We start from the raw sequence: 21550 nt of genomic DNA, 5'->3' as shown, positions 1-21550 counted from the left end.
TTCACAGTAACCGGAAGTTTTTTGTATATACAATTATAATTTTAAGAAAAAGAACATTTGTTTGAATGATTGCTTAAGTGTGGATTGTAAGTTTCCGGTAATTATGCTATAATGTGTTGGAAAAATTTTTAGAAAAGGAAATATCATTATGTCAGTGATACATGCGATTATATTGGGAATTCTTCAGGGAATTACAGAATTTTTGCCGGTGAGCAGTTTTGGACACCTTTGTGCAGCCCAGGATCTTCTTAACGGATCAAGAGGTTCCGGGGTGCTTTTTGAAGTAATGCTTCATCTGGGAACCATGGTAGCTCTGATTCTCGTTTTTCTGAAAGATATCAAAAAAATCGGAATCGAACTGATCGGAATGATTTTGGATCTGATCGGAAATGCCAATATTTTTCTTTATAACAGAAGAACCGGTAAAAATTTGACCTATGCAAAAATTGTGCACGGAACTTACCGGAAACTTACTGCTCTGATCCTTGTTTCAACAATTCCTACAGCATTAATTGGATATCAGTGTAAGCGCCTTGTTGTACGCAGTGCGTCTTCACATATGTTTTCGGGAATTGGAATTCTGCTTACAGGAGTAATTCTTCTTGTTGTGGATTACAGCAATATAAACGGGAACAAGGGTACAAGGGAAGTAAATTTCGGAGATGCCATGTGGATGGGAATCTGTCAGGGAATTTCAGTATTTCCCGGACTTTCCAGATTCGGACTTACACTGAGCGTTGGACTTTTCTGCGGACTGAGCCGGAAATTTGCGGTTAAGTATTCTCTTTTAATGAGTATACCGGCTGTGATTGGAGCTTTTTTTGTAGAAATGGGCGAGTTTACAGCGGTAAGTATGACGGTGGGAAAAGGATTTACCTATGTCCTTGGAATGTTGGTGGCCGGAATTACAGGGTATCTGGTAATCCGGTTCATGCTTAAGCTTTCGAATCAGGTCAGACTGCGTTATTTTGCATTTTATTCCTTTGCAGCCGGTATCCTTATTCTGGCAGCAAATTATATTTGATATCAACTGGAGGGAGTCTGACAATGGCAGCTTCAAAAACAACAAAAAAAAGAAAAGGGAAAACTGCGACAAAACAGCAGAGCGCTGGAAACCGATTTCAGACAGAAATACTGATTCTGGTTATGTTTGCAGCCTGCCTGATTCTGATGATCAGTGCGTTTGGCATGGGTGGTATCGTAGGAAATGCCATCAGCAGCATCTGTTTTGGAATCATGGGATTGTGTGCATATCTGTTTCCAGTAGTTTTGTTTGGGGGAGTTACGTTTCTGATTGTCAATAATAAGAACCGTCTTGCTTATAAGAAGATTTTTGCCGGAATTGTGTTTTTTGCCTTTTTATGCGGACTTTTACAGCTTCTTACAGAAGGTTACACACCAAGTACAACTTTTGCGGATTATTATGCACTCAGTTCGGAGTATCATACAGGAGGAGGCGTGATTGGAGGTGCAGTATGTATTTCCACAGCTTCCGCATTTGGTACAGTTGGAGGCGTGGTGATCATTGTACTGGTACTGATGGTTTCCATGATTATTATTACGCAGAGATCTTTTTTCGGGTTTATGAATAAAATTCTGGATCTGTTTGCAGATGCTGCCCGGGAGGGAAGAGAGGCATATCTGGAGGCACAGCCGGACAGAGAAAAGCAAAAAGAACTCCGAAGGAAAATCCGTGCTGAGAGAAGAGCAGAAAAGATCCGTCAGCTGGAAGAGGAATTGGAAGAGGAAGAATTGGCGTTTGCGGAAGAAACCACCAAGAAAACATCCAGAAAACGTAAAGGAAAATCAAAAAAAGAAGAAAATAAAAGACAGGCAGCTGTAAAAGCCAACCGAAAAGGGGAATTTAATCTGCCTTCTTTTCTGGATGAGGAGAAGGCTGCGCTTCCATCGGATACAGATTTGCCAGAAGCAGAGGAAACAGAGGGACAGGAGGAAATCCGGCCGGCTTCCCATGAGAACATGGAATTTCAGATTCACAGATCTCAGCCGCAGACAGTGACTGAAGAAGTGGAAGAACCAGATTTTGAAAAAGATATCCAGGAAGTCTCAGAAGATGAGTATGACGGTTATGAAGATGTTGCGGTTCCGGAAATGTCTCCGGTTCTGGAAACAGAAAAAAAAGCTTCCACAAATAACCCCAAATCTTCACAGAAAGAAATTGAACATGGGATCAAAAATATTCAGCATGAGATCAGTCAGAAGGAAGTTGCAGAGAAAAAACCATATCAGTATCCTCCACTGAAACTTCTGAAGCGAGGTGATGGCAGATCTCAGGGAGATTCTGATGCACACTTAAGAAAAACAGCTCAGAAGCTGCAGGAAACACTGCACAATTTTGGCGTAAATGTAACGATTACCAATGTCAGTTGCGGCCCGACAGTAACCCGTTATGAGCTGCAGCCGGAGATGGGTGTTAAAGTCAGCAAGATTGTAGGTCTTTCGGATGATATTAAACTGAATCTTGCAACACCGGATATTCGTATTGAGGCACCGATTCCCGGAAAAGCTGCTGTGGGAATTGAAGTTCCAAATAAAGAAAACAGTCCGGTTATGCTTCGAGATCTTCTGCAGTCTGAGGAGTTCAAAAATGCCAAGTCAAAGCTTTCTTTTGCGGCAGGTAAAGATATTGCAGGGAAACCGGTTGTGGCAGATATTGCAAAGATGCCGCATCTTCTGATCGCAGGAGCTACCGGTTCCGGTAAATCGGTATGCATCAATACTTTGATTATCAGTATTCTTTATAAGGCAACACCAGATGAAGTTCGTCTGATTATGATTGACCCGAAAGTTGTTGAATTAAGTGTATATAATGGAATTCCACATCTGTTTATTCCGGTAGTTACAGATCCGAAAAAAGCGGCCGGAGCACTGAACTGGGCGGTTTCAGAGATGACAAGCCGTTATAATGCTTTTGCGGAGTATGGTGTACGTAACCTTGGAGAATATAATAAAAAAGTTGCGAATATGCGTGTACCGGAAGGGGAAAAAGCACCCGAAAAGATGCCACAGATCGTAATTATTGTAGACGAGCTTGCGGATCTTATGATGGTAGCGCCGGGCGAAGTGGAAGATGCCATCTGCCGTCTGGCCCAGCTTGCACGTGCAGCCGGCATTCATCTGATTATTGCCACACAGAGACCTTCGGTTAATGTTATTACAGGACTGATTAAGGCAAATATGCCGTCCAGAATTGCATTTTCCGTATCTTCCGGTGTGGATTCCAGAACAATTCTTGACATGAACGGCGCAGAAAAACTTCTCGGAAAAGGTGATATGCTGTTTTATCCACAGGGATATCAGAAACCTGCCAGACTTCAGGGCGCCTTTGTGTCTGACGAGGAAGTCAGCGCTGTTGTGGAATATGTTTCCGACAAAAATCAGGGAGCGGTTTATGATACCGCCATTGAGAAGCAGGTAAATACTGCCACGGTTCCCGGAGGAGCAGGTGGCGGTGACAGAGACGTATATTTTACAGAAGCCGGCAAATTTATTATTGAGAAAGAGAAGGCCTCCATTGGCATGCTTCAGCGTATGTTTAAAATCGGTTTCAACCGTGCGGCCAGAATCATGGATCAGCTCTGCGATGCAGGAGTCGTAGGTCCGGAGGAAGGAACCAAACCAAGGAAAGTTCTGATGTCTGCGGAAGAATTTGAGAATTATCTGGAGGAGAATGGCGGATGAAAATAAGCGTTCTGACAGTAGGAAAAATAAAAGAGAAATATTTACGAGATGCCATTGCAGAGTATTCCAAACGTTTAAGCCGTTATTGCAAACTGGAGATTATAGAAGTATCTGATGAAAAAACACCGGATAATGCCAGCGAAACGGTAGAAGAGGCAATCAGAAATAAAGAGGGTGAGCGCCTTTTGAAATATATCCGGGACGATGCTTTTGTAATTACACTGGAAATTGCAGGAGAACAGCTGACATCTGAGAAATTTGCAGAGAAAATCAATACTCTTGGCATCCGGGGAACCAGCTATATCCAGTTTGTAATTGGAGGTTCCATTGGACTTGGAAAAGAGGTGCTGAAAAGATCCGATTATGGACTTAGCTTTTCAAAAATGACATTTCCTCATCAGCTGATGAGGGTGATTCTGCTGGAACAGATTTACCGGAGTTACCGGATCATAAGTGGAGAACCTTATCATAAATAAAATTAAAAAGGAAGCCTTTCACCATTACTTTTAAGTAACAGTGGAAGGCTTTTTATGTGTGGGAAATTTCGCAATATGGATGAAGAATCTGTACTGCATGAGAAATTTTACCGAATAAGTAAAAATTTGCAAAAAAGATTGACGAGACTAACTCATTATTGTATAACAAAGTTATAGAGATATAACAATTATAGCAGAGGGAGTTATCTGGTATGAAAAACAGAAAACGAAAATCAGCTGCTGCACTGGCGGCAGGGATGTCTGTACTCCTGGGGGCCGGTACAATTGCAGGTGCTACAGAACAGACGGATAATAACAAGATCAGCAGGGAAGAAACGGTATATGTAAATACAGAAGCAGATGGAACTGTAAAAGAAGTTACAGTTTCAGAGTGGCTGAAAAATGTAAAGGCAGCATCTGGCTCCACGCTTGCGGATGTTTCAGAATTAAGTGAAATCAAGAATACAAAAGGGGACGAGGAATTTACTCAGGATGGAAAAAATATTACCTGGGAAACCGATGGCAGGGATATCCATTATGAAGGAAAAACAGATAAGGAGCTTCCTGTAACCGTTACTTTTACCTATGAACTGGACGGTAAAGAAATAAAACCGGAAGATCTTGCAGGAAAAACCGGTCATCTGAAAATTCATGTAACCTATGAAAACCGTGCAGTTACCACAAAAAAAATTAATGGAAAAACAGAAAAATTATATTCTCCTTTTATGATGATTACAGGGATGATTCTGTCTACAGATAATTTTTCCAATGTAACGGTTGATAATGGCAAAGTAGTGGAAGATGATTCCAGAAATATTGTACTTGGAATTGCAATGCCCGGATTAAAGGAAAGCCTGGATCTTACGGAAGATGTGGAAAAGGATCTCAGCATTCCGGAAGATTTTACTGTGGAAGCAGATGTGACAGACTGTGAAATGAGTTCTTCTTTTACAGTGGCAATGACAGATGTGCTGGATGAAGTTGATCTGGATGATCTGGACAGTGTGGATGATCTGCAGGATTCCATAAAGAAGATGACAAAAGCAGCGTCAAAACTGGTAAAAGGAACAAAATCACTTTCAGAAGGTGTGAACACCCTTGATGAAAAATATAAAGAATTTGATGAGGGAATTGCCGCATTAAGTACCGGTGTTTCCGCACTGGAATCAGGGGCTGGGAAACTGGATGACGGAGTGGGAACTTTAAGTACCGGTGCTTTTGCTCTCAGCGAAGGCGCGTCGCAGCTGGCACAGGGAATTTCCGCTTATACTGCGGGAACCGGAACTCTTGCGACAGGACTGAAGCAGTACACCGGCGGAGTCGATACTGTCAGCGACAGTATGGATAAAGTTGCAAACGGAGTCAATTCCTATACAGAAGGGGTCGACAGTTATGTTTCCGGTGGAAGCAGTCTGTCAGACGGAACAATGGCATATGTAAACGGTGCTTCCACACTGACCGGTTATATGAAGAAATACATAGAGGGAAGTGATGCACTTACCGGAGGAATGCTTAAATATTTAAACGTTATACAGACACTGCTTTCCGGTATGGGTACCGTAATTCCGCAGACAGATGAGACAGTAAAAAGTGCAAAGACGGCTGTGGAAAAAATGAAAGCAATGGCAGATTCTCTGGACAGTGATACTTTGAACGATTTTTCCGGAAATATGGAAGAATATGCCGGAAAAGTTTCCGCTTATAATGTACAGATGCAGGAATATGTGGCCGGTGTAGAACAGCTTGGAGAGAAGATTACAGCACTTCGGGAACAGATCGCAAAGACAACAGATACAGAAAGTACAGAAGAGATAACATCCGACGTTCAGGAAGCGGCAGATACTCTGAAAAATAATGCAGATACCATGAATGCACAGGCGGATATCATAGAAAACTGGGCAGACAATGCCGGAGAAACAACGACAGATATGACTGCAATTGAAGAAGGCCTTTCCGGTGTGAAAAATAATCTTTCAGCAGCAGAAAATGCACTTTCGGGAATTGATTACAGTACCATGGATGAAGGAACCGCAGCGGCAGTTCAGGAAGCCCTTGGCGCTATCTCAGCAGCCAGAAGCGCGGCCGATGGAATAGATACTTCTTCTGCAAACGGACAGATGGCGGATACTTCAGCGTTGAAAAACGCGGCAGAAGCTTTACGCAGTTCGGCATCAGAAGCCGATGGTGCAAAACAGAAAGCAATGTCCGCAGTAGAAAATCTCACTGCGCTGAATCACACATCTGCTTCTGCGGGAAGTGCATTGTCAGATCTTCAGAAAGCAGTCAGTGAGCTGGAAGAAGATGTGAAGAATCTGACAGAAAAGGATCAGGATCTGAAAAATACAGGAAATACACTTTCTGATACCGGCAGACAATTATCAGACACGGCCCGGAATATGGACGATGCTTTTGGTAGCTTAAGTGAACAGATTCCGGAAATTCAGTCAGAGATCAATAAATTAAAGGATACGGCAGATGCTCTTTCCAGTGCAAATGAAACACTTCAGTCCGGTTATCAGCAGAATCTGACCAATGCAAATGAGCAGTTTCAGAAAAATTCCGAGGATCTGAATGCTATGGGAAGTGCTGTGAATTCCGGAATTACAGACCTTCAGGGAAAAAAGAATGCCAATGCCAGTGCACTGTTAAAAGGTGCAAAATCTCTGAAAAAAGCAGGAAAGACACTGACCGAGGGAAGCAGCCAGATACAGGAGGCAATTACACAGCTTAAAAAAGGCATTCAGACGATTTCCGCAAACAGCAGTGCACTTAACAATGGAGCGGATCAGCTGGTTTCTTCGGGTAGTCAGCTGGAACAGGGGGCAGGACAGCTCTTTGCAGGAAGTAGCACCCTTGCGTCCGGAACGCAGACTTTAAAAAGCGGAACTTCCGCTCTTGCATCTGGCGTAGGAACTCTGCAGAGCGGAGCGGATAAACTGAAAGAGGCCAGCGGACAGGTGCAGGAGGGAATCAGCAAACTTGCAGATGGCGCAAAGACATTAAGTGACGGTCAGAAAAAGTTCTATAAAGAAGGTGTGAAAAAACTGGACGATGCAGTAAACAAAGATCTGAAAAATGTGATAGACCGTTTCCGTGCACTGAAATCGGAGGCGGTTTCTTATGACAGTTTCACACAGCGTGCAGAGGATATGGATGGAAGTGTAAAATTTATTTATGAGACAGAAGCAATCGAAGTCAGCGAGGAAGAATAATGACCGGAATTCTGCCGGATAACAGCAGAGAGAGTCAGGCGGATTCCTGCAAATATCTTGACAATTTCCAGATTTGTAGTATGATAAGAAAAGAGTAGCACTCATAAGAAAAGAGTGCTAATAAATACAGAAAGAAGGAAATAAACATGGCATTAAAACCAGTTGCAGACAGAGTGATCGTGAAATATTTTGAGACAGAGGATAAGACAGCATCCGGTATCGTTCTTCCGGACAGCTCCAAGGAAAAGACACAGCAGGCAGAAGTTATTGCTGTTGGTTCCGGTAAGATTGTAGACGGAAAAGAAGTACCGGTACAGGTAAAACCTGGTGACCGTGTAATCTACGGAAAATACACAGGAACTGAGATCAAATACGAAGGTGAGAAATATCTGGTTATCAATGCGGATGATATTATTGCCATTGTAAAAGACTGATGAAGAATTTTTACCGTAATTTTCTGAAATTATGCTCCATGCTGGTTTTGCAGAATGTAGTAACGTTAAGTGTCAACCTTGCTGACAATATTATGCTTGGCGCATTTAGCGAGACTGCATTATCCGGAGTAACCACTGTAAATCAGGTACAGTTCGTCTTTCAGCAGCTACTTATGGCGCTGGGAGACGGACTTGTCATATTCGGAAGCCAGTACTGGGGAAAGAAAGAGACAAAACCGGTGAGAAAGATCAGTGCCTGGGCCATGTGCACAGGCATTTTTATTGCTCTCATTCTGTTTATCCTGGCAAGCTTTTTTCCGCGTCAGCTGCTGGGGCTTTTCACAACAGATCAGACAATTATTGAAGCCGGTCTTTCCTATCTTGCGATCATCCGTTTTACCTACTTTTTCTTTGCAGTGACACAGATTTTGCTGGCTACGCTGCGCTGTGTGGAAATCGCGGGGATCGCTTTCGGGCTTTCTGTCATGACTCTGATAATTAACTGCAGCATTAACTGGATTCTGATTTACGGACATTTTGGTGCGCCCAGGATGGGTGCGGCAGGAGCAGCGGTGGGAACACTGACGGCCCGTATTGCGGAGATCTGCGTACTGATCACTTATATTTCTAAAAAACAGAGCTGGATCGGTATCCGTATCCAGGATTATCTGCAGGCAGATTGGAAGTTCGGACGGAAATATTATAAAGTGGTATGCCCTCTGCTTGTGATCCAGGGACTTTGGGGTGTAAATACAGCGCTTCAGACAGCAATTCTGGGCCACATGACGGCAGCAGCCATTGCAGCCAACAGTGCAGCGTCCAATCTGTTTCTGATGGTAAAATCCGCAGCTGTGGGAGCTGCTTCCGCCGCATCGGTTACCATGGGAAAAACCATAGGTTCCGGAGATCTGAAGCTTGCAAAACTCTATTCCAAAAAACTTCAGAAACTTTTTGTAGTCATGGGAATTATCTGTGGTGTGCTGCTTTTCTTTATCCGTATTCCGGTCTTAAGCCTTTACCAGCTTTCTCCGGAAACCAGAGAAATGGCGAATACATTTCTTATTATCTTAAGCGTGGTGATGTTGGGAATGTCTTATCAGATGCCTACCAATGGAGGCATTATTCGGGGAAGTGGCAGTATTGCCTATTCCATGAAGGTGGATCTAATTAGTACCTGGGCGATTGTGATCCCGTTATCCATGTTCATGGCATTTGTGGTCAAAGCATCACCGGCCATCGTGGTGTGCTGCCTTAACGCAGATCAGATTTTTAAGTGTGTACCCGCATTTCTGAAATGCCATTACGGGCACTGGATCAAAACCATGACAAATATTTCTTGACGCCTATCCTCCCTGTAGGTAGAATAAAAGATAAGGTTTTATGTGCGAAAGGGAAATTCCGGATAGAATTTCAGGATAAGCTTGACAAAAATATGAGGATATAGTACCATCGTACATATATCATAGTAACTCAGTGGGAAAACGGGAATACCCGCTGAGCCAGAGGAGGAACAAAGAGATGAGAAAAAAAGTACTGGCAGCGCTTCTGGCAGCTGCAGTAGCAGGAACGACTGTTATGGCAGGAACAGCAGTATTTGCGGCAGAGAACACCGAAGGAGCCAAGGCTGCCGGCGGTAATATTACAATTGCAGAAACCACAGATCCTCAGAATATCAATCCACTGTATGTTGTGGATCAGACAAGTTTTGATATGATGCAGGCACTGTACAGCCCGTTTTTTGAGATAGTGAACGGAGAGATGTATTACGGAAACGGACTTTGTGAGAGCGTGACAGCCAATGAGGATGCCAGCGAGTTTACTCTGAAGCTGAAGGACGGACTGAAATGGCATGACGGTGAGCCGCTTACTGCTGATGATGTGGTATTTACCATGCAGGTTCTGGTAGATGAGAAACAGAATGTGCCATATTCTTCTTACGGATATGTGAATGATAAGGCAGTAGAGGCAGAAAAAATTGATGATCTTACTGTAAAACTTTCCCTTGGATCTTCTTCCGCAGGATTTCTTGGCGGTTTAAGCCAGGTTTACTGTATTCCGAAACACATTTATGAAGGTGTGGAGAATATCGGAGAGAGCGATCTGAACAATAAGCCGGTAGGAAACGGACCGTTTAAGTTCGAGGAGTACAAATCCGGTGAGTACCTTAAAGTAACAAAATTCGATGATTATTATGAAGATGTAAATCTGGATTCCATCACTTTCAAGATCGTTAAAGATTCCAGTTCCGCCAATGCGGCACTTGCAAGCGGTGATCTGGATGCACGTCTGATCAGCGCGGATGATTACGATACAGTCAGTGCATACGACAACGTAAATATCAATACCTACAATTCCGGACGTGTTAATGCCATGTTCATGAATGAGCTGAATGAAGATCTTCAGGATGTAAAGGTACGTCAGGCTATTGCATACGCACTGAATAAAGAGGAATTCTGTCAGTTTGCATTCATTTCCGAAGATTATGCAGAACCGGCGGATTCCCTGTTTACACCGGATACCCTTTATTATGCAAAACCGGACAATACTTATGACAATGATCCGGCCAAGGCACAGCAGCTTCTTTCCGAAGCAGGAAAGACATCTCTTTCTCTGAATCTGATGTATATCTCCACAGACAAGACTATGGAGAGTGAGGCCCTGTATGTACAGTCTGCACTTGCAAATGTGGGAATCACGGTAAATCTTGTTCCGACAGACGAATCAACATTCAAGAATAAAACCAAGGATCCGGAATGTACAGATTATGACCTGGTATTAAGCTTTTATACTTTAGGTGAGGAACCGAGTCTTTATGCGGATATGTGCTCTTCCGACAGCCGTTCCAACTACTCCAGAATCAAAGATACGGATCTGGATGCACTGTGGGAAAAAGGAAACAGTACAGCAGATGAGACAGAGCGCAGTGACATATATAAAGAAATTCAGAATACCATCAACGATAATATGTATATTTATCCGATCGCGTATTCCAATGGATTCTATGCGGTAAATAAGGATTTTGGCGGATTTGATGAATGTCTGTTAAAGACGATTTATTATGATTATTCGAAGATCTACACACTGGAGAAATAAAACACAAATTTATAAAAGATAATCACGGAAAGGAAGTGGCTGACGCGTTTTTCGCGCCAGCCGATTTCCTGTTTTCGGGGAAAATAAAGGAGGTACATTTTGAAGAAAATCGCAAACCGTCTGGTGCAGTGTATTCTGACACTGTTTATTGTCTCCGTTCTCTGTTTTGCACTGACAAAAGCAGCGCCCGGAGATCCGGTCCTGACTTATGTGGAGCCGAATATGAGTGAAGAATACATTCAGAATTTAAGGGAAAGCCTGGGTCTTACCAAGCCTCTTTATGAACAGTATTTTCTGTGGCTGGGAAGGATTTTTCACGGGAATTTCGGAAATTCCCTGATGAATAACCGTCCGGTACTGACACAGATGCTGGAGCGTCTTCCCGCAACAGTGATCCTGATGGGAACCAGTATGTTACTGGGATTTCTCATTGCCATTGTGCTGGGATTGTATTCCGGTAAGAATAAAAACGGAATTCTGGATAAAATCACCAGCCTTTTCTGCTATGTGGGAATTTCCATCCCTACTTTCTGGTTCGGTATCATGCTGATCTACCTGTTCAGTGTACATCTTCATATCCTTCCAAGTATTGGTATGCATTCAGACGGGGACCGCTCTTTCGGGGATCTGGTGCTTCATATGGTGATGCCCTGTGCGGTGCTGACTTTTGCCAATGCATCCCAGTATATCCGGTATCTGAGAAGCAGTACCATCACAGAGATGTCCTCAGACTATGTTATGGTGCAGAAAGCCTATGGAATGAAAGAGTCCGGGATTCTGTTCCGCCATGTACTGAAAAATGCCATGCTTCCAATGATCACAGTTCTTGGAATGAGTTTGCAGTCACTGGTTTCCGGAGCCATTATTACAGAGCAGGTTTTTGCATGGCCGGGAATCGGACAGCTGGCGGTTACTGCGGTTATGCAGTATGATTATCCCCTGATCATGGGTATTACCATGTTTACGGCACTTCTTGTGGTGCTCGGAAATCTTCTGGCAGATGTTCTGTATGCTGTCTTTGATCCGAGAATCCGCAAGGCCGGATGTTAGGAGGTGAAGGGACATGAGAGAAAATATCTGGAAAAATATCAAACTTGGTTTTAAGACAAATAAACTGGCAGTTGCAGGAGCAGTGGCTATCCTTCTTCTGGCACTGATCTCTATTTTTGCCTTTCTGTATCCGGTGGACCCCAACGCCATCAGCGCTACAGAGAGACTGAACGCCCCTTCCATGGCACATCTCTTTGGAACCGATGATATGGGAAGGGATTATCTGGCACGTTGCATTTATGGTGGAAGAGCTTCCCTTCTGGTAGGATTTCTGTCCATGATCCTCTCCACAGCCCTTGGAGTGATTGTGGGCTCTATCAGCGGTTTTGTAGGAGGAACCGTGGATGCAGTGCTGATGCGTCTGGTAGATGCATTGATGAGTCTTCCTACTTTCCTGATCATGATCGTTATGAACGCTTTTCTGAAACCGGGATTACAGAATATTGTCCTGATTATCGGATTTCTGACCTGGATGAACATTGCCAGGATTGTCCGTGGCGAGACGATTTCCCTGAATGAGAGAGAATATGTTATCTATGCAAAGATTTCCGGACAGAAAAAGTTCTCCACAATTGTGCATCATATTCTTCCCAACATCATGCCAACCATTATTGTTGCCGCAACTATGAATATCGCAAATGCGATCCTGATGGAGTCCGCACTGAGCTTTTTCGGCTTGGGCATCCAGCCACCCACAGCTTCCTGGGGAAGCATGCTCAGTAATGCACAGCGTTATATCCAGCAGGCTCCGTACCTTGCCATCTTTCCGGGTATTCTGATCCTGATCACGGTTATCAGTTTCAACTATCTGGGAGAAGTGTTGAGAAAAGTATTTGAGCCCAAGTAAGGAGGACATGCACAAATGGAAAAATTACTGGAAGTAAAAGATCTGAAAGTGTCTTTCTTTACGGATCTTGGAGAAACACAGGCAGTAAAAGATGCCGGGTTTGCCATTGAAGAGGGAGATTTTTTCGGAATTGTAGGCGAATCTGGAAGCGGAAAAAGTGTAACAACGAAATCCATTCTCCGTCTTGGCCCGTCCAACTGCAAGATTATGGGCGGAGAAATCCTGTTTCAGGGGGAGGATATTCTGAAAAAAAGTGAGGCAGAGCTCCGGGAAATTCGTGGTGGTGAGATTGCCATGATTTTTCAGGATTCTCTTTCTGCACTGAATCCGGTTTATACCGTAGGAAACAAGATGGTGGAGCTGATCCGCCGCCATACTTCCATAACAAAAAAAGAGGCAAAGGCCCGGGTGCTTGAGCTGCTGACAGCAGTAGGGATCACAGATCCGGAAAAAGCCATGCGTAGTTATCCCCATGAGCTTTCCGGTGGTATGCGCCAGCGTGTAATGATCGCCATGGCCATGAGCAGTAATCCGAAAGTTCTCATTGCCGATGAACCGACGACAGCTTTGGATGTAACCATTCAGGCACAGATCCTTCATCTTCTTCTGGAACTTCAGAAAAAAAACAATATGAGTATTATTCTGATCACTCATGATCTGGGTGTTGTGGCACAGACCTGTAAGAGAGTGGCTGTTATGTGTGGTGGTTACGTGGTGGAAGAAGGAACGGTAGAAGAGATTTTTCTTAATCCGGGCCATCCGTATACCCAGGCACTGATTGCAAGTATGCCACGTGTGGGAGGAACTTTTGAACAGTTTCTGGAAAGAGATCTTTCTGACGGAAGCGGAAATTTATGTCCGTTTCTGAACCGTTGCAAATATGCGGATAAAACCTGCGAGGCCTGTCTTCCGAAATATTATGAATCTTCGGAGGGACATAAGATTCTCTGCCACAGAAGGGAGGAGGAAAAATGAGCAATTCTTTAATTGAAGTAAAAGATCTGAAAGTATATTTTAAACAGAAATCTCCGAAACTTCTGTCTTTTAAGCCGGGTATCCTGAAAGCTGTAGATCAGGTGAGTTTTTCTATTGAAAAGGGAAAAACTTTCGGTCTGGTAGGAGAGTCCGGAAGCGGAAAATCTACCATCGGAAAAGCAATCCTGCGCTATCATAAGCCTACAGGAGGGGGGATTTTTTACGGAGGAGCGGAAATTGGAGCCATGGGAGAAAAAGAGCTTCTTCCATACCGCAAAAAAATGCAGTCTGTTTTTCAGGACCCGTATTCATCCCTGGACCCAAGTCATACCGTGCAGGATATTATCTGTGAGCCCATGGAAATCCATAAACTGTATACGCCAAAAGAGCGGAAAGAACGTGCAAAAGAACTGATCCGGGTTGTTGGCCTTAAAGAGCAGGATCTTCTGAAATATCCTCATGAGTTTTCCGGCGGACAGAGACAGAGAATTTCCATTGCCAGGGCACTTTCCGTGCAGCCGGAGTTTGTGGTCTGCGATGAGCCCATTTCCGCGCTGGATGTTTCTCTCCAGGCACAGATCGTTCAGATGCTTCAGGATCTTCAGGAAAAATACGGACTTACTTACCTGTTTATCAGCCATCAGCTGCAGGTGGTACAGAAGATCTGCGATGAGATCGGAGTTCTCTATCTGGGAAATCTTATGGAAATCGCAGATGCGGACAAGCTCTATTCCAATCCGCTGCATCCTTATACAAAAATGCTGATTTCTTCTATTCCGGTACCGGACCCGAGAGTAAAAACGCTGGATCAGATCGTGACAGATACCGGCGTACAGTCCCGCTCCATTGGCGGATGCCGGTTCCATAACCGCTGCCCGTGGTGTGAAGAGCGATGCAGGCAGGAAGTTCCACTGCTTCGGGAAGCAGAGCCAGGACATCTGGTAGCCTGCCATAAATACTGATATCAGGAATTTCGGACAATACGAGAAGGGAAAAGAAAAAGGTGGAAAAAAATATATATGATAATTATCTGGCTATTCTGAGGGAAGAAATGGTTCCTGCCATGGGATGCACGGAGCCGATTGCTCTGGCTTACGGTGCAGCAAGGGCAAGAGAAGTTCTTGGAAAAGAACCGGAGCACATTGTGGCAAAATGCTCCGGAAATATCATAAAGAATGTGCGCTGTGTCATCATTCCAAACTCCGGGGGATTAAAGGGGATCCCCGCAGGAGTGGTTCTTGGTGCGGTGGCAGGCGATGCAGCGCTTGATATGGAGGTTCTCTCAAAAGTAACAGACGAGGGAAGAAAACGCTGCCGGGAACTTCTGGATGCGGATATCTGTAAAGTGGAACTTCTGGATACTCCGGTTGTACTTCATATTGTGATTGAAATGAGTGCAGGAGAGGATACCGTCTGTCTGGAGATCAAATACGATCACATTAATGTGACCAGAATTGAAAAAAACGGAGAAATCCTTCTGGATGCGGACCGTGCGCTGGAAGAAAAAGAGGCGGCAGATCGCAGTCTTTTAAATCTGGAAGATATCCGGGAGTTTGCTGATACCGTAGAACTTTCTGATGTAAAAATTCTTCTGGATACCCAGATCAAAAGCAACATGGCCATTGCCCATGAGGGAATGACCGGAAAATACGGACTTGGGATCGGACGTGTGATCCGCGAAAACTATTCCCATGATATGCTTACCAGAATGCGAAGCCTTACCGCGGCGGCTTCCGAGGCGCGTATGGGCGGATGTGACATGCCGGTTGTCATTAACTCCGGAAGCGGAAATCAGGGAATTGCCTGTTCCGTTCCACTGATCGTTTATGCAAGGGAAATGGAGCTGCCGGACTACAGTCTGTACCGGGCACTTGTATTTTCCAATCTTCTTACCGTGTATCAGAAACATTATATAGGCAAACTATCGGCGTTCTGTGGTGCGGTGTCTGCATCCTGTGCGGCAGGAGCAGCCATCACTTATATGGTAGGGGGAAGTATTTCCCAGATCAAAAAGACTATCGAGAACACCCTGGCCAATATTCCGGGAATCATCTGTGATGGAGCAAAGATCTCCTGTGCTGCCAAGATCGCGGCCAGCTTGGATGCGGCGTTTCTTGCTCACCATCTTGCCATGAACGGTCAGTCCTATGCTCCTTATACAGGAATTCTTCAGGAAGAAACAGCAGAAACCATCAGCTGTGTGGGACAGATCGGAAAAGACGGAATGAAAGAAACAGACCGGGAAATCCTTAAGATCATGCTGGAACACTGATGAAATTTCAGTTATACTGTTCTTAAAAGACGCCGGGGCGGAGACGGCACAGATTAACCGAATGCGGATGCTTTTATCCGCTTGACAAAGAAAAGGTTGGATTTATGGACAATGAATTAAGAATTGCAATACTGATCGATGCTGATAATGTATCAGACAAATATATCAAGATCATTGTGGACGAGGTGGCGAACATTGGCATCGCTACCTATAAACGGATCTATGGAGACTGGACCAGTGCCAGGCTTTCTTCCTGGAAAAATGTTCTTCTGGAGGATTCTATCATTCCCATTCAGCAGTACAGCTATACTACGGGAAAAAACGCCACGGATTCGGCCATGATCATTGATGCCATGGATATTCTCTATTCCGGAAATGTGGACGGATATTGTATTGTTTCTTCGGACAGTGATTTTACCAGGCTGGCAGCAAGGCTCCGGGAATCCGGAATGCTGGTGCTGGGCATGGGCGAGGAAAAGACGCCCAAACCTTTTATTTCCGCATGTAATCAGTTTAAATATCTGGATCTTCTTTACCGCAATCAGCAGGAAGAAGAGAAAAAAGAAGATCTGGAAACTGCGGCGGAGGCAAAGAAAGCAGGAAGCAGTAATAATAAACAGAACAGTTCCGGTTCAAAGAAAAATAAAGACTTAAAAAAAGTACGGAAAACCATTAATGCCATCATCGAGAAATTTTCTGACGAGGAAGGCTGGCTGTCTTCCGGACAGCTGGGCGATCAGCTGGGAAAACGTCTTCCGGATTTTGATGTGCGTAATTACGGGTATTCCAAGCTGACTCCGTTTATCAAATCCCTGGGCAGTTATGAAACCGGCAGGATTCCTACCGGCAGTGGCGGAAGGAAACAGATTTATTTCCGTATGAAGGAGGAACGGTAATGAAGAATTATATGGCACCCATGGAAGGTGTTACCAACTGGGTTTACCGCAATGCATATCATGAATGCTTTTATCCCATGGATAAATATTTTACCCCCTTTATTACCGCCAAGCCAAACAAGAGACTCAGCAGCAAGGAAATTAAAGAAGTGTCCCCTGACACAAACGGAAAGCTTCCGGTGGTTCCCCAGATCCTGACCAATAATGCGGAAGACTTTGTCAAAACCGCACATATTTTTCGGGATGAATATGGCCATAAAGAAGTGAACTTAAATCTTGGATGTCCTTCAGGAACCGTAACAGCCAAGGGAAAAGGGGCCGGATTTTTGGGAGAACCGGAAAAGCTTGACCGTTTTCTGGACGAGATCTTTGCTAACACAGGGATGGAGATTTCCATTAAGACGCGCGTGGGCACCGATTACGAGGAAGACTGGGAAAGACTTCTTGAAATTTACAGCAAATATCCAATAAAGGAGCTGATCATCCATCCACGCCTTCTGAAGGACCATTATAAGGGAACTCCGCGGTATGGATTATACGAAGAGGCACAGAGAAAAATCAAAGTTCCGCTGGGCTATAACGGAGATATTTTTTCCGTGGAAGCTTATCAGGAAATCCAGGAAAAATTTCCGGATGCGGACAGCTTCATGTACGGACGGGGGATCATTGCAAGGCCTTACCTTCTGGATGAAATTATGTGCGGAACCAGAATGAAAAAAGAAGACCGTCAGTCTCAGTATAAGCAGAAAATGCGCCAGTTCCATGACTGTCTTTATCGGGAGTATCAGGAGTACCTTTCCGGAGAACGAAATGTGCTTTTTCGTATGAAAGAACTGTGGAACTATATGGCACCGGGATTTACCAATTACGCAAAATACCTCAAAAAGATCAAAAAATCCCAGCATTTGGGTGACTATGAGGCGGCAGTTATGAGCCTTTTTGGAGAACAGGAGATTTTGTAAGTATGGATATAAAAGAAAAATTCGAAGATTTTATTGCCCAGTATCCGATTTTTGAGTATCGTCTGCTGGACACAGCTGATATCAAAGTGCAGGAACGTGTACGGACAATCTGCAAACAGGAATGTGAGCGCTATGGCAGCACCTGGGCCTGTCCCCCGGCAGTAGGAGAACTTCCGGAATGTGAGAAAAAGATTCACAGTTTTCCCCAGGCAATCTTTTTTTCCAGTGTGGCGGAAGTATCGGACATGATGAATATGGAAGAGATGCTTTCCACACGAATGGCACACGAAGATCTTACAGAAAAAGTCCGGGATTTTCTGGAGGGAGAAGGATATGAGACCTTTACTCTTTCCACGGAATCCTGTGATTACTGTAAACGATGTGCGTATCTGGATGGAAAACCCTGCCGTTTTCCGGAACATATGCATCCCTGTCTGGAAAGCTATGGTGTCGTGGTAAATGAGATCGTGGAACGGGAACAGATGGAATATAATCTGGGGGGAAATACCATTCTCTGGTTTTCCATGGTTCTGATCCGCAAATAATACATATGAAGAAATCCTCTGGCATAGATTAATGATAAATGCCGGAGGATTTTTTTATGAAAAAAATGTCGGAGTTTCTGGATCTGCCGGTGGAACCGGCGTTTCGTGAAACACAGGTGATCCTTACCGGAAAACGCCGGGCGATCGTTGAAAATTACAGGAATCTTCAGCGCTATACAAGAGAGGAGATCATAATTCTGACTCCGTCCGGCAGACTTGTGATCCATGGAAAACGCCTGGAAATTTCCTGTTATACAGCATTTGAAATGTGTGTCTGCGGACGGATCGAAAGCATTCTGCTTGAGGAGGGAAAGAAAAAATGATTCCTGGTTTTGTAAGACTGTCCGTTACAGGCGAACAGCGTGAACGGTTCCTGAATCTGTGCAAAAGCCGTGGGATAATGTTCAGGAGAATCGTTCAGACAGGAGAAAAAGAACTTCTGCTGACAATGCGGGTGAAAGATTTTTTTCTGATCGGTCCTCTTCGGAGGAAAACGGGTGTACATATTCATATCCTGAAAAAAAGAGGACCTGTTTTTTTTCTGCTGGCGTGCAGACGGAATAAACTCCTGCCGGCAGGAGTTCTGACTGTGATCGGAGTCCTTTTTTTTCTGTCCGGGAGGGTCTGGAACATTCATATAGAGGGGAATATTTTAAATCCTACGCCACAGTTGGTAGACTTTCTGGAAGAAAAAGGCATCTGTTGTGGAGTATTCAAAAAGAAGATCCACTGCAATGCACTGGCAGAAGAGATGCGGCGGGAGTTTCCGGAAATTACCTGGGTATCGGCAAAACTTTCCGGGACCAGGCTGAGTTTTGAAATCCGGGAAGGCGATACGAAATTATCTGAAGAAACATCAAAAGCTGCCTGCAGCCTTTTTTCAACTGTGGATGGAATTGTAGAGTCTGTGGTCACACGACAGGGCACTCCCCTGATCAAGAGTGGTGAAGAAGTAAAAAAGGGACAGGAACTGATTTCCGGTATTGTCAACATTACAGATGACAGTCAGGAGGTAGTCCGTTATGAGTATGTTCAGGCAGATGCAGATGTTTATGTACGCTATACCATTGATTATTATGATACATTTCCACTTACTATAGAGAAAAAAGTTTACAGGGAAAAAGAAAAAAGGAGATTTTTTATCCGAAATAAAAACTGGATCCTGGATCTGTCTCCTGCTGCGAAGAAGAATGAGGATCGTCTGATCTGTGAATATCCGTTTGTACCTTCTGAAAATTTTCGACTCCCCATTTCCGCGGGAATCATCACCACCAGAAAATATGAGATCAGAAAAGAAAAACTGACAGAAAAGGCCGCAAAAAAACAGGCCATTCAGAGGCTTTATATTTATGAAGAAAAATTAATAGAAAAAGGGGTTCAAATATCTGAAAATAATGTTAAAATAGAAATAAAACATCAGGACTGCGTCAGCAGAGGTTCCCTTACTGTCATAGAAAAGACAGGAAAGGAAGGGTCTACAGAAAGAAAGACGCAGCCGAAAGAAAGGACACCAGAGGATGGCTAGCAGCATTATCGAATTATATGTGGATGTGCCGGCAGACCGCCAGGCGAATATTTTCGGACAGTTTGACGAGCATCTGAAGCTGATCGAACGTACTCTGAATGTAACGATGATTTTCCGGGATGGCTCTCTGAAGATCCTGGGAAGCCAGGAGGGAGCCACACAGGCGAGAGCGATCGTGGAAGAGCTGAATACTCTTGCAGGCAGAGGCAATACCATTACACAGCAGAATGTGAATTACGCACTTTCCCTTGCAATGGAGAAGATCGGTTCCGTGATGGAAGAGATCGACAAGGACTTTATCTGTAATACCATACAGGGGAGACCAATTAAACCCAAGACACTTGGACAGAAGGATTATGTGGAACAGATCCGTAAGAAGATGATCGTGTTCGGTGTGGGGCCTGCAGGAACCGGTAAGACATATCTTGCCATGGCTATGGCAGTAACCGCATTCCGCAATGAAGAAGTTTCCAGGATTATTCTTACCAGACCTGCCATTGAAGCCGGCGAGAAACTGGGATTTCTTCCGGGAGATCTCCAGAGTAAGGTCGATCCGTATCTTCGTCCCCTGTATGATGCACTTTATCAGATCATGGGGGCAGACAGCTTTGCAAAAAATATGGAAAAAGGCCTGATCGAGGTTGCTCCTCTTGCCTATATGCGAGGTCGTACTCTGGATAATGCATTTATCATTCTGGATGAAGCACAGAATACCACTCCTGCACAGATGAAGATGTTCCTGACACGAATCGGTTTTGGGTCCAAGGTTATCATCACAGGCGATGCTTCCCAGAAAGACCTTCCGAAAGATGCGGCGTCAGGCCTTGATGTGGCCATGAAGGTTCTGAAGAAGATTGATGATATCGGGTTCTGCCAGCTGACCAGCAAGGATGTTGTGCGTCATCCTCTTGTACAGCAGATCGTGCAGGCCTATGATGATTATGAGAAAAAACAGAAACCTGCCAAGTCCCGGAAGGATGACAGGTATGCTGTGAAGAATAAGGAGTACAGAAGATGACCATAAATATCGAATATGAAACAGACCAGGAACTCGGGATCGATTATGCTGCCCTTGCATCCCAGGTTGCGGATAAAGTTCTGGAAATGGAGAAATGTCCTTATGATGGACAGGTCAATCTGGTTCTCACAGATAATGAGGAGATCAAGAGAGTAAACACAGAATTCCGGAATATTCAGGCACCTACCGATGTATTGTCTTTTCCGATGATCCCTTTCGAAACTCCGGCAGATTATTCTGTGGTGGAAGAGGATGAATCGTATTTTGATCTGGACAGTGACGAACTTCTGCTTGGAGATATTATGATTTCCGTGCCCAAGGTTTTTGCACAGGCAGAAGAATACGGACACAGTGTAACGAGGGAATTCTGTTTTCTGGTTGCACACAGCATGCTGCATCTTCTGGGATATGACCATATGACAGAAGATGAGGCGAAAGTTATGGAAGCCAAACAGGCTGCGGCACTTAAAGAGCTTGGGATTAACCGTTAAAAATGCCGGGTAAACCGGTATAAGAGAGAAGGAAAGCGGAAAATTTTTTCCG

General features: G+C 44.3%; 19 protein-coding genes. All 19 read left to right on the top strand.

Translation table 11 applies throughout. The features are described 5' to 3' along the window. Positions 1 to 148 precede the first annotated feature (148 nt). Complete coding sequence (locus G5B06_RS02075; RefSeq protein ID WP_173761723.1) at positions 149 to 1024, top strand: undecaprenyl-diphosphate phosphatase; 876 nt, start codon at positions 149 to 151, stop codon at positions 1022 to 1024. Between the two features lie 23 nt (positions 1025 to 1047). Continuing rightward, on the top strand, positions 1048 to 3702 hold the full coding sequence (locus G5B06_RS02070) for an FtsK/SpoIIIE family DNA translocase (RefSeq protein ID WP_148447998.1): 2655 nt from the start codon (positions 1048 to 1050) through the stop codon (positions 3700 to 3702). Then, positions 3699 to 4178 (top strand): 23S rRNA (pseudouridine(1915)-N(3))-methyltransferase RlmH, encoded by a 480-nt coding sequence (gene rlmH, locus G5B06_RS02065; RefSeq protein WP_173761722.1) that lies wholly within the window; start codon positions 3699 to 3701, stop codon positions 4176 to 4178. Before G5B06_RS02070 ends, rlmH begins: the two co-directional genes overlap by 4 nt. Before the next feature lie 212 nt (positions 4179 to 4390). Then, on the top strand, positions 4391 to 7390 hold the full coding sequence (locus G5B06_RS02060; RefSeq protein ID WP_173761721.1) for a hypothetical protein: 3000 nt from the start codon (positions 4391 to 4393) through the stop codon (positions 7388 to 7390). Between the two features lie 146 nt (positions 7391 to 7536). Further along, positions 7537 to 7824, top strand: a complete 288-nt coding sequence (groES, locus tag G5B06_RS02055; RefSeq protein ID WP_148447992.1) for a co-chaperone GroES — start codon at positions 7537 to 7539, stop codon at positions 7822 to 7824. After that, positions 7824 to 9164: an MATE family efflux transporter gene (locus tag G5B06_RS02050; protein WP_173761720.1), complete on the top strand. Its 1341-nt coding sequence runs from the start codon at positions 7824 to 7826 to the stop codon at positions 9162 to 9164. The genes groES and G5B06_RS02050 overlap by 1 nt, the downstream gene beginning before the upstream one ends. 178 nt (positions 9165 to 9342) lie before the next feature. After that, positions 9343 to 10917 (top strand): ABC transporter substrate-binding protein, encoded by a 1575-nt coding sequence (locus G5B06_RS02045; protein ID WP_173761719.1) that lies wholly within the window; start codon positions 9343 to 9345, stop codon positions 10915 to 10917. A 99-nt stretch (positions 10918 to 11016) separates the two neighbouring features. Then, a complete protein-coding gene (locus G5B06_RS02040) occupies positions 11017 to 11967 on the top strand; it encodes an ABC transporter permease (protein WP_021977747.1) in 951 nt (316 codons plus the stop codon). Between the two features lie 13 nt (positions 11968 to 11980). Further along, positions 11981 to 12814 (top strand): ABC transporter permease, encoded by an 834-nt coding sequence (locus G5B06_RS02035; RefSeq protein ID WP_173761718.1) that lies wholly within the window; start codon positions 11981 to 11983, stop codon positions 12812 to 12814. Between the two features lie 15 nt (positions 12815 to 12829). Further along, on the top strand, positions 12830 to 13789 hold the full coding sequence (locus G5B06_RS02030) for an ABC transporter ATP-binding protein (RefSeq protein WP_173761717.1): 960 nt from the start codon (positions 12830 to 12832) through the stop codon (positions 13787 to 13789). Then, positions 13786 to 14751, top strand: coding sequence for an ABC transporter ATP-binding protein (locus tag G5B06_RS02025; RefSeq protein ID WP_148447986.1), 966 nt, complete (start codon positions 13786 to 13788; stop codon positions 14749 to 14751). The genes G5B06_RS02030 and G5B06_RS02025 overlap by 4 nt, the downstream gene beginning before the upstream one ends. Before the next feature lie 89 nt (positions 14752 to 14840). Beyond that, positions 14841 to 16061 (top strand): L-serine ammonia-lyase, iron-sulfur-dependent, subunit alpha, encoded by a 1221-nt coding sequence (locus G5B06_RS02020; protein ID WP_173761764.1) that lies wholly within the window; start codon positions 14841 to 14843, stop codon positions 16059 to 16061. 104 nt (positions 16062 to 16165) lie between these two features. Beyond that, on the top strand, positions 16166 to 16957 hold the full coding sequence (locus G5B06_RS02015) for an NYN domain-containing protein (RefSeq protein WP_173761716.1): 792 nt from the start codon (positions 16166 to 16168) through the stop codon (positions 16955 to 16957). After that, a complete protein-coding gene (locus G5B06_RS02010; protein ID WP_173761715.1) occupies positions 16957 to 17919 on the top strand; it encodes a tRNA dihydrouridine synthase in 963 nt (320 codons plus the stop codon). The genes G5B06_RS02015 and G5B06_RS02010 overlap by 1 nt, the downstream gene beginning before the upstream one ends. A gap of 2 nt (positions 17920 to 17921) precedes the next feature. Then, on the top strand, positions 17922 to 18464 hold the full coding sequence (locus tag G5B06_RS02005; protein WP_021977754.1) for a DUF2284 domain-containing protein: 543 nt from the start codon (positions 17922 to 17924) through the stop codon (positions 18462 to 18464). 56 nt (positions 18465 to 18520) lie between these two features. Next, complete coding sequence (locus G5B06_RS02000) at positions 18521 to 18787, top strand: YabP/YqfC family sporulation protein (RefSeq protein ID WP_021977755.1); 267 nt, start codon at positions 18521 to 18523, stop codon at positions 18785 to 18787. Then, positions 18784 to 19989: a sporulation protein YqfD gene (locus G5B06_RS01995; protein WP_173771204.1), complete on the top strand. Its 1206-nt coding sequence runs from the start codon at positions 18784 to 18786 to the stop codon at positions 19987 to 19989. Before G5B06_RS02000 ends, G5B06_RS01995 begins: the two co-directional genes overlap by 4 nt. Then, positions 19982 to 21007, top strand: coding sequence for a PhoH family protein (locus tag G5B06_RS01990; protein WP_148447978.1), 1026 nt, complete (start codon positions 19982 to 19984; stop codon positions 21005 to 21007). The genes G5B06_RS01995 and G5B06_RS01990 overlap by 8 nt, the downstream gene beginning before the upstream one ends. Beyond that, positions 21004 to 21498, top strand: a complete 495-nt coding sequence (gene ybeY, locus G5B06_RS01985; RefSeq protein WP_015524845.1) for an rRNA maturation RNase YbeY — start codon at positions 21004 to 21006, stop codon at positions 21496 to 21498. Before G5B06_RS01990 ends, ybeY begins: the two co-directional genes overlap by 4 nt. Positions 21499 to 21550 lie beyond the last annotated feature (52 nt).

Origin of the sequence: Blautia luti (genome assembly GCF_013304735.1) — a bacterium.
Lineage (GTDB): Bacteria > Bacillota > Clostridia > Lachnospirales > Lachnospiraceae > Blautia_A.
This window is presented reverse-complemented; position numbering and strand designations above follow the sequence as displayed.

What these genes read in the sequence shown, in the direction of transcription:
- G5B06_RS02075 (WP_173761723.1), top strand. Translation starts at nt 149, where the DNA reads ATGTCAGTGATACATGCGATTATATTGGGAATTCTTCAGGGAATTACA.
- G5B06_RS02070 (WP_148447998.1), top strand. Translation starts at nt 1,048, where the DNA reads ATGGCAGCTTCAAAAACAACAAAAAAAAGAAAAGGGAAAACTGCGACA.
- rlmH (WP_173761722.1), top strand. Translation starts at nt 3,699, where the DNA reads ATGAAAATAAGCGTTCTGACAGTAGGAAAAATAAAAGAGAAATATTTA.
- G5B06_RS02060 (WP_173761721.1), top strand. Translation starts at nt 4,391, where the DNA reads ATGAAAAACAGAAAACGAAAATCAGCTGCTGCACTGGCGGCAGGGATG.
- groES (WP_148447992.1), top strand. Translation starts at nt 7,537, where the DNA reads ATGGCATTAAAACCAGTTGCAGACAGAGTGATCGTGAAATATTTTGAG.
- G5B06_RS02050 (WP_173761720.1), top strand. Translation starts at nt 7,824, where the DNA reads ATGAAGAATTTTTACCGTAATTTTCTGAAATTATGCTCCATGCTGGTT.
- G5B06_RS02045 (WP_173761719.1), top strand. Translation starts at nt 9,343, where the DNA reads ATGAGAAAAAAAGTACTGGCAGCGCTTCTGGCAGCTGCAGTAGCAGGA.
- G5B06_RS02035 (WP_173761718.1), top strand. Translation starts at nt 11,981, where the DNA reads ATGAGAGAAAATATCTGGAAAAATATCAAACTTGGTTTTAAGACAAAT.
- G5B06_RS02030 (WP_173761717.1), top strand. Translation starts at nt 12,830, where the DNA reads ATGGAAAAATTACTGGAAGTAAAAGATCTGAAAGTGTCTTTCTTTACG.
- G5B06_RS02025 (WP_148447986.1), top strand. Translation starts at nt 13,786, where the DNA reads ATGAGCAATTCTTTAATTGAAGTAAAAGATCTGAAAGTATATTTTAAA.
- G5B06_RS02020 (WP_173761764.1), top strand. Translation starts at nt 14,841, where the DNA reads ATGGTTCCTGCCATGGGATGCACGGAGCCGATTGCTCTGGCTTACGGT.
- G5B06_RS02015 (WP_173761716.1), top strand. Translation starts at nt 16,166, where the DNA reads ATGGACAATGAATTAAGAATTGCAATACTGATCGATGCTGATAATGTA.
- G5B06_RS02010 (WP_173761715.1), top strand. Translation starts at nt 16,957, where the DNA reads ATGAAGAATTATATGGCACCCATGGAAGGTGTTACCAACTGGGTTTAC.
- G5B06_RS02005 (WP_021977754.1), top strand. Translation starts at nt 17,922, where the DNA reads ATGGATATAAAAGAAAAATTCGAAGATTTTATTGCCCAGTATCCGATT.
- G5B06_RS02000 (WP_021977755.1), top strand. Translation starts at nt 18,521, where the DNA reads ATGAAAAAAATGTCGGAGTTTCTGGATCTGCCGGTGGAACCGGCGTTT.
- G5B06_RS01995 (WP_173771204.1), top strand. Translation starts at nt 18,784, where the DNA reads ATGATTCCTGGTTTTGTAAGACTGTCCGTTACAGGCGAACAGCGTGAA.
- G5B06_RS01990 (WP_148447978.1), top strand. Translation starts at nt 19,982, where the DNA reads ATGGCTAGCAGCATTATCGAATTATATGTGGATGTGCCGGCAGACCGC.
- ybeY (WP_015524845.1), top strand. Translation starts at nt 21,004, where the DNA reads ATGACCATAAATATCGAATATGAAACAGACCAGGAACTCGGGATCGAT.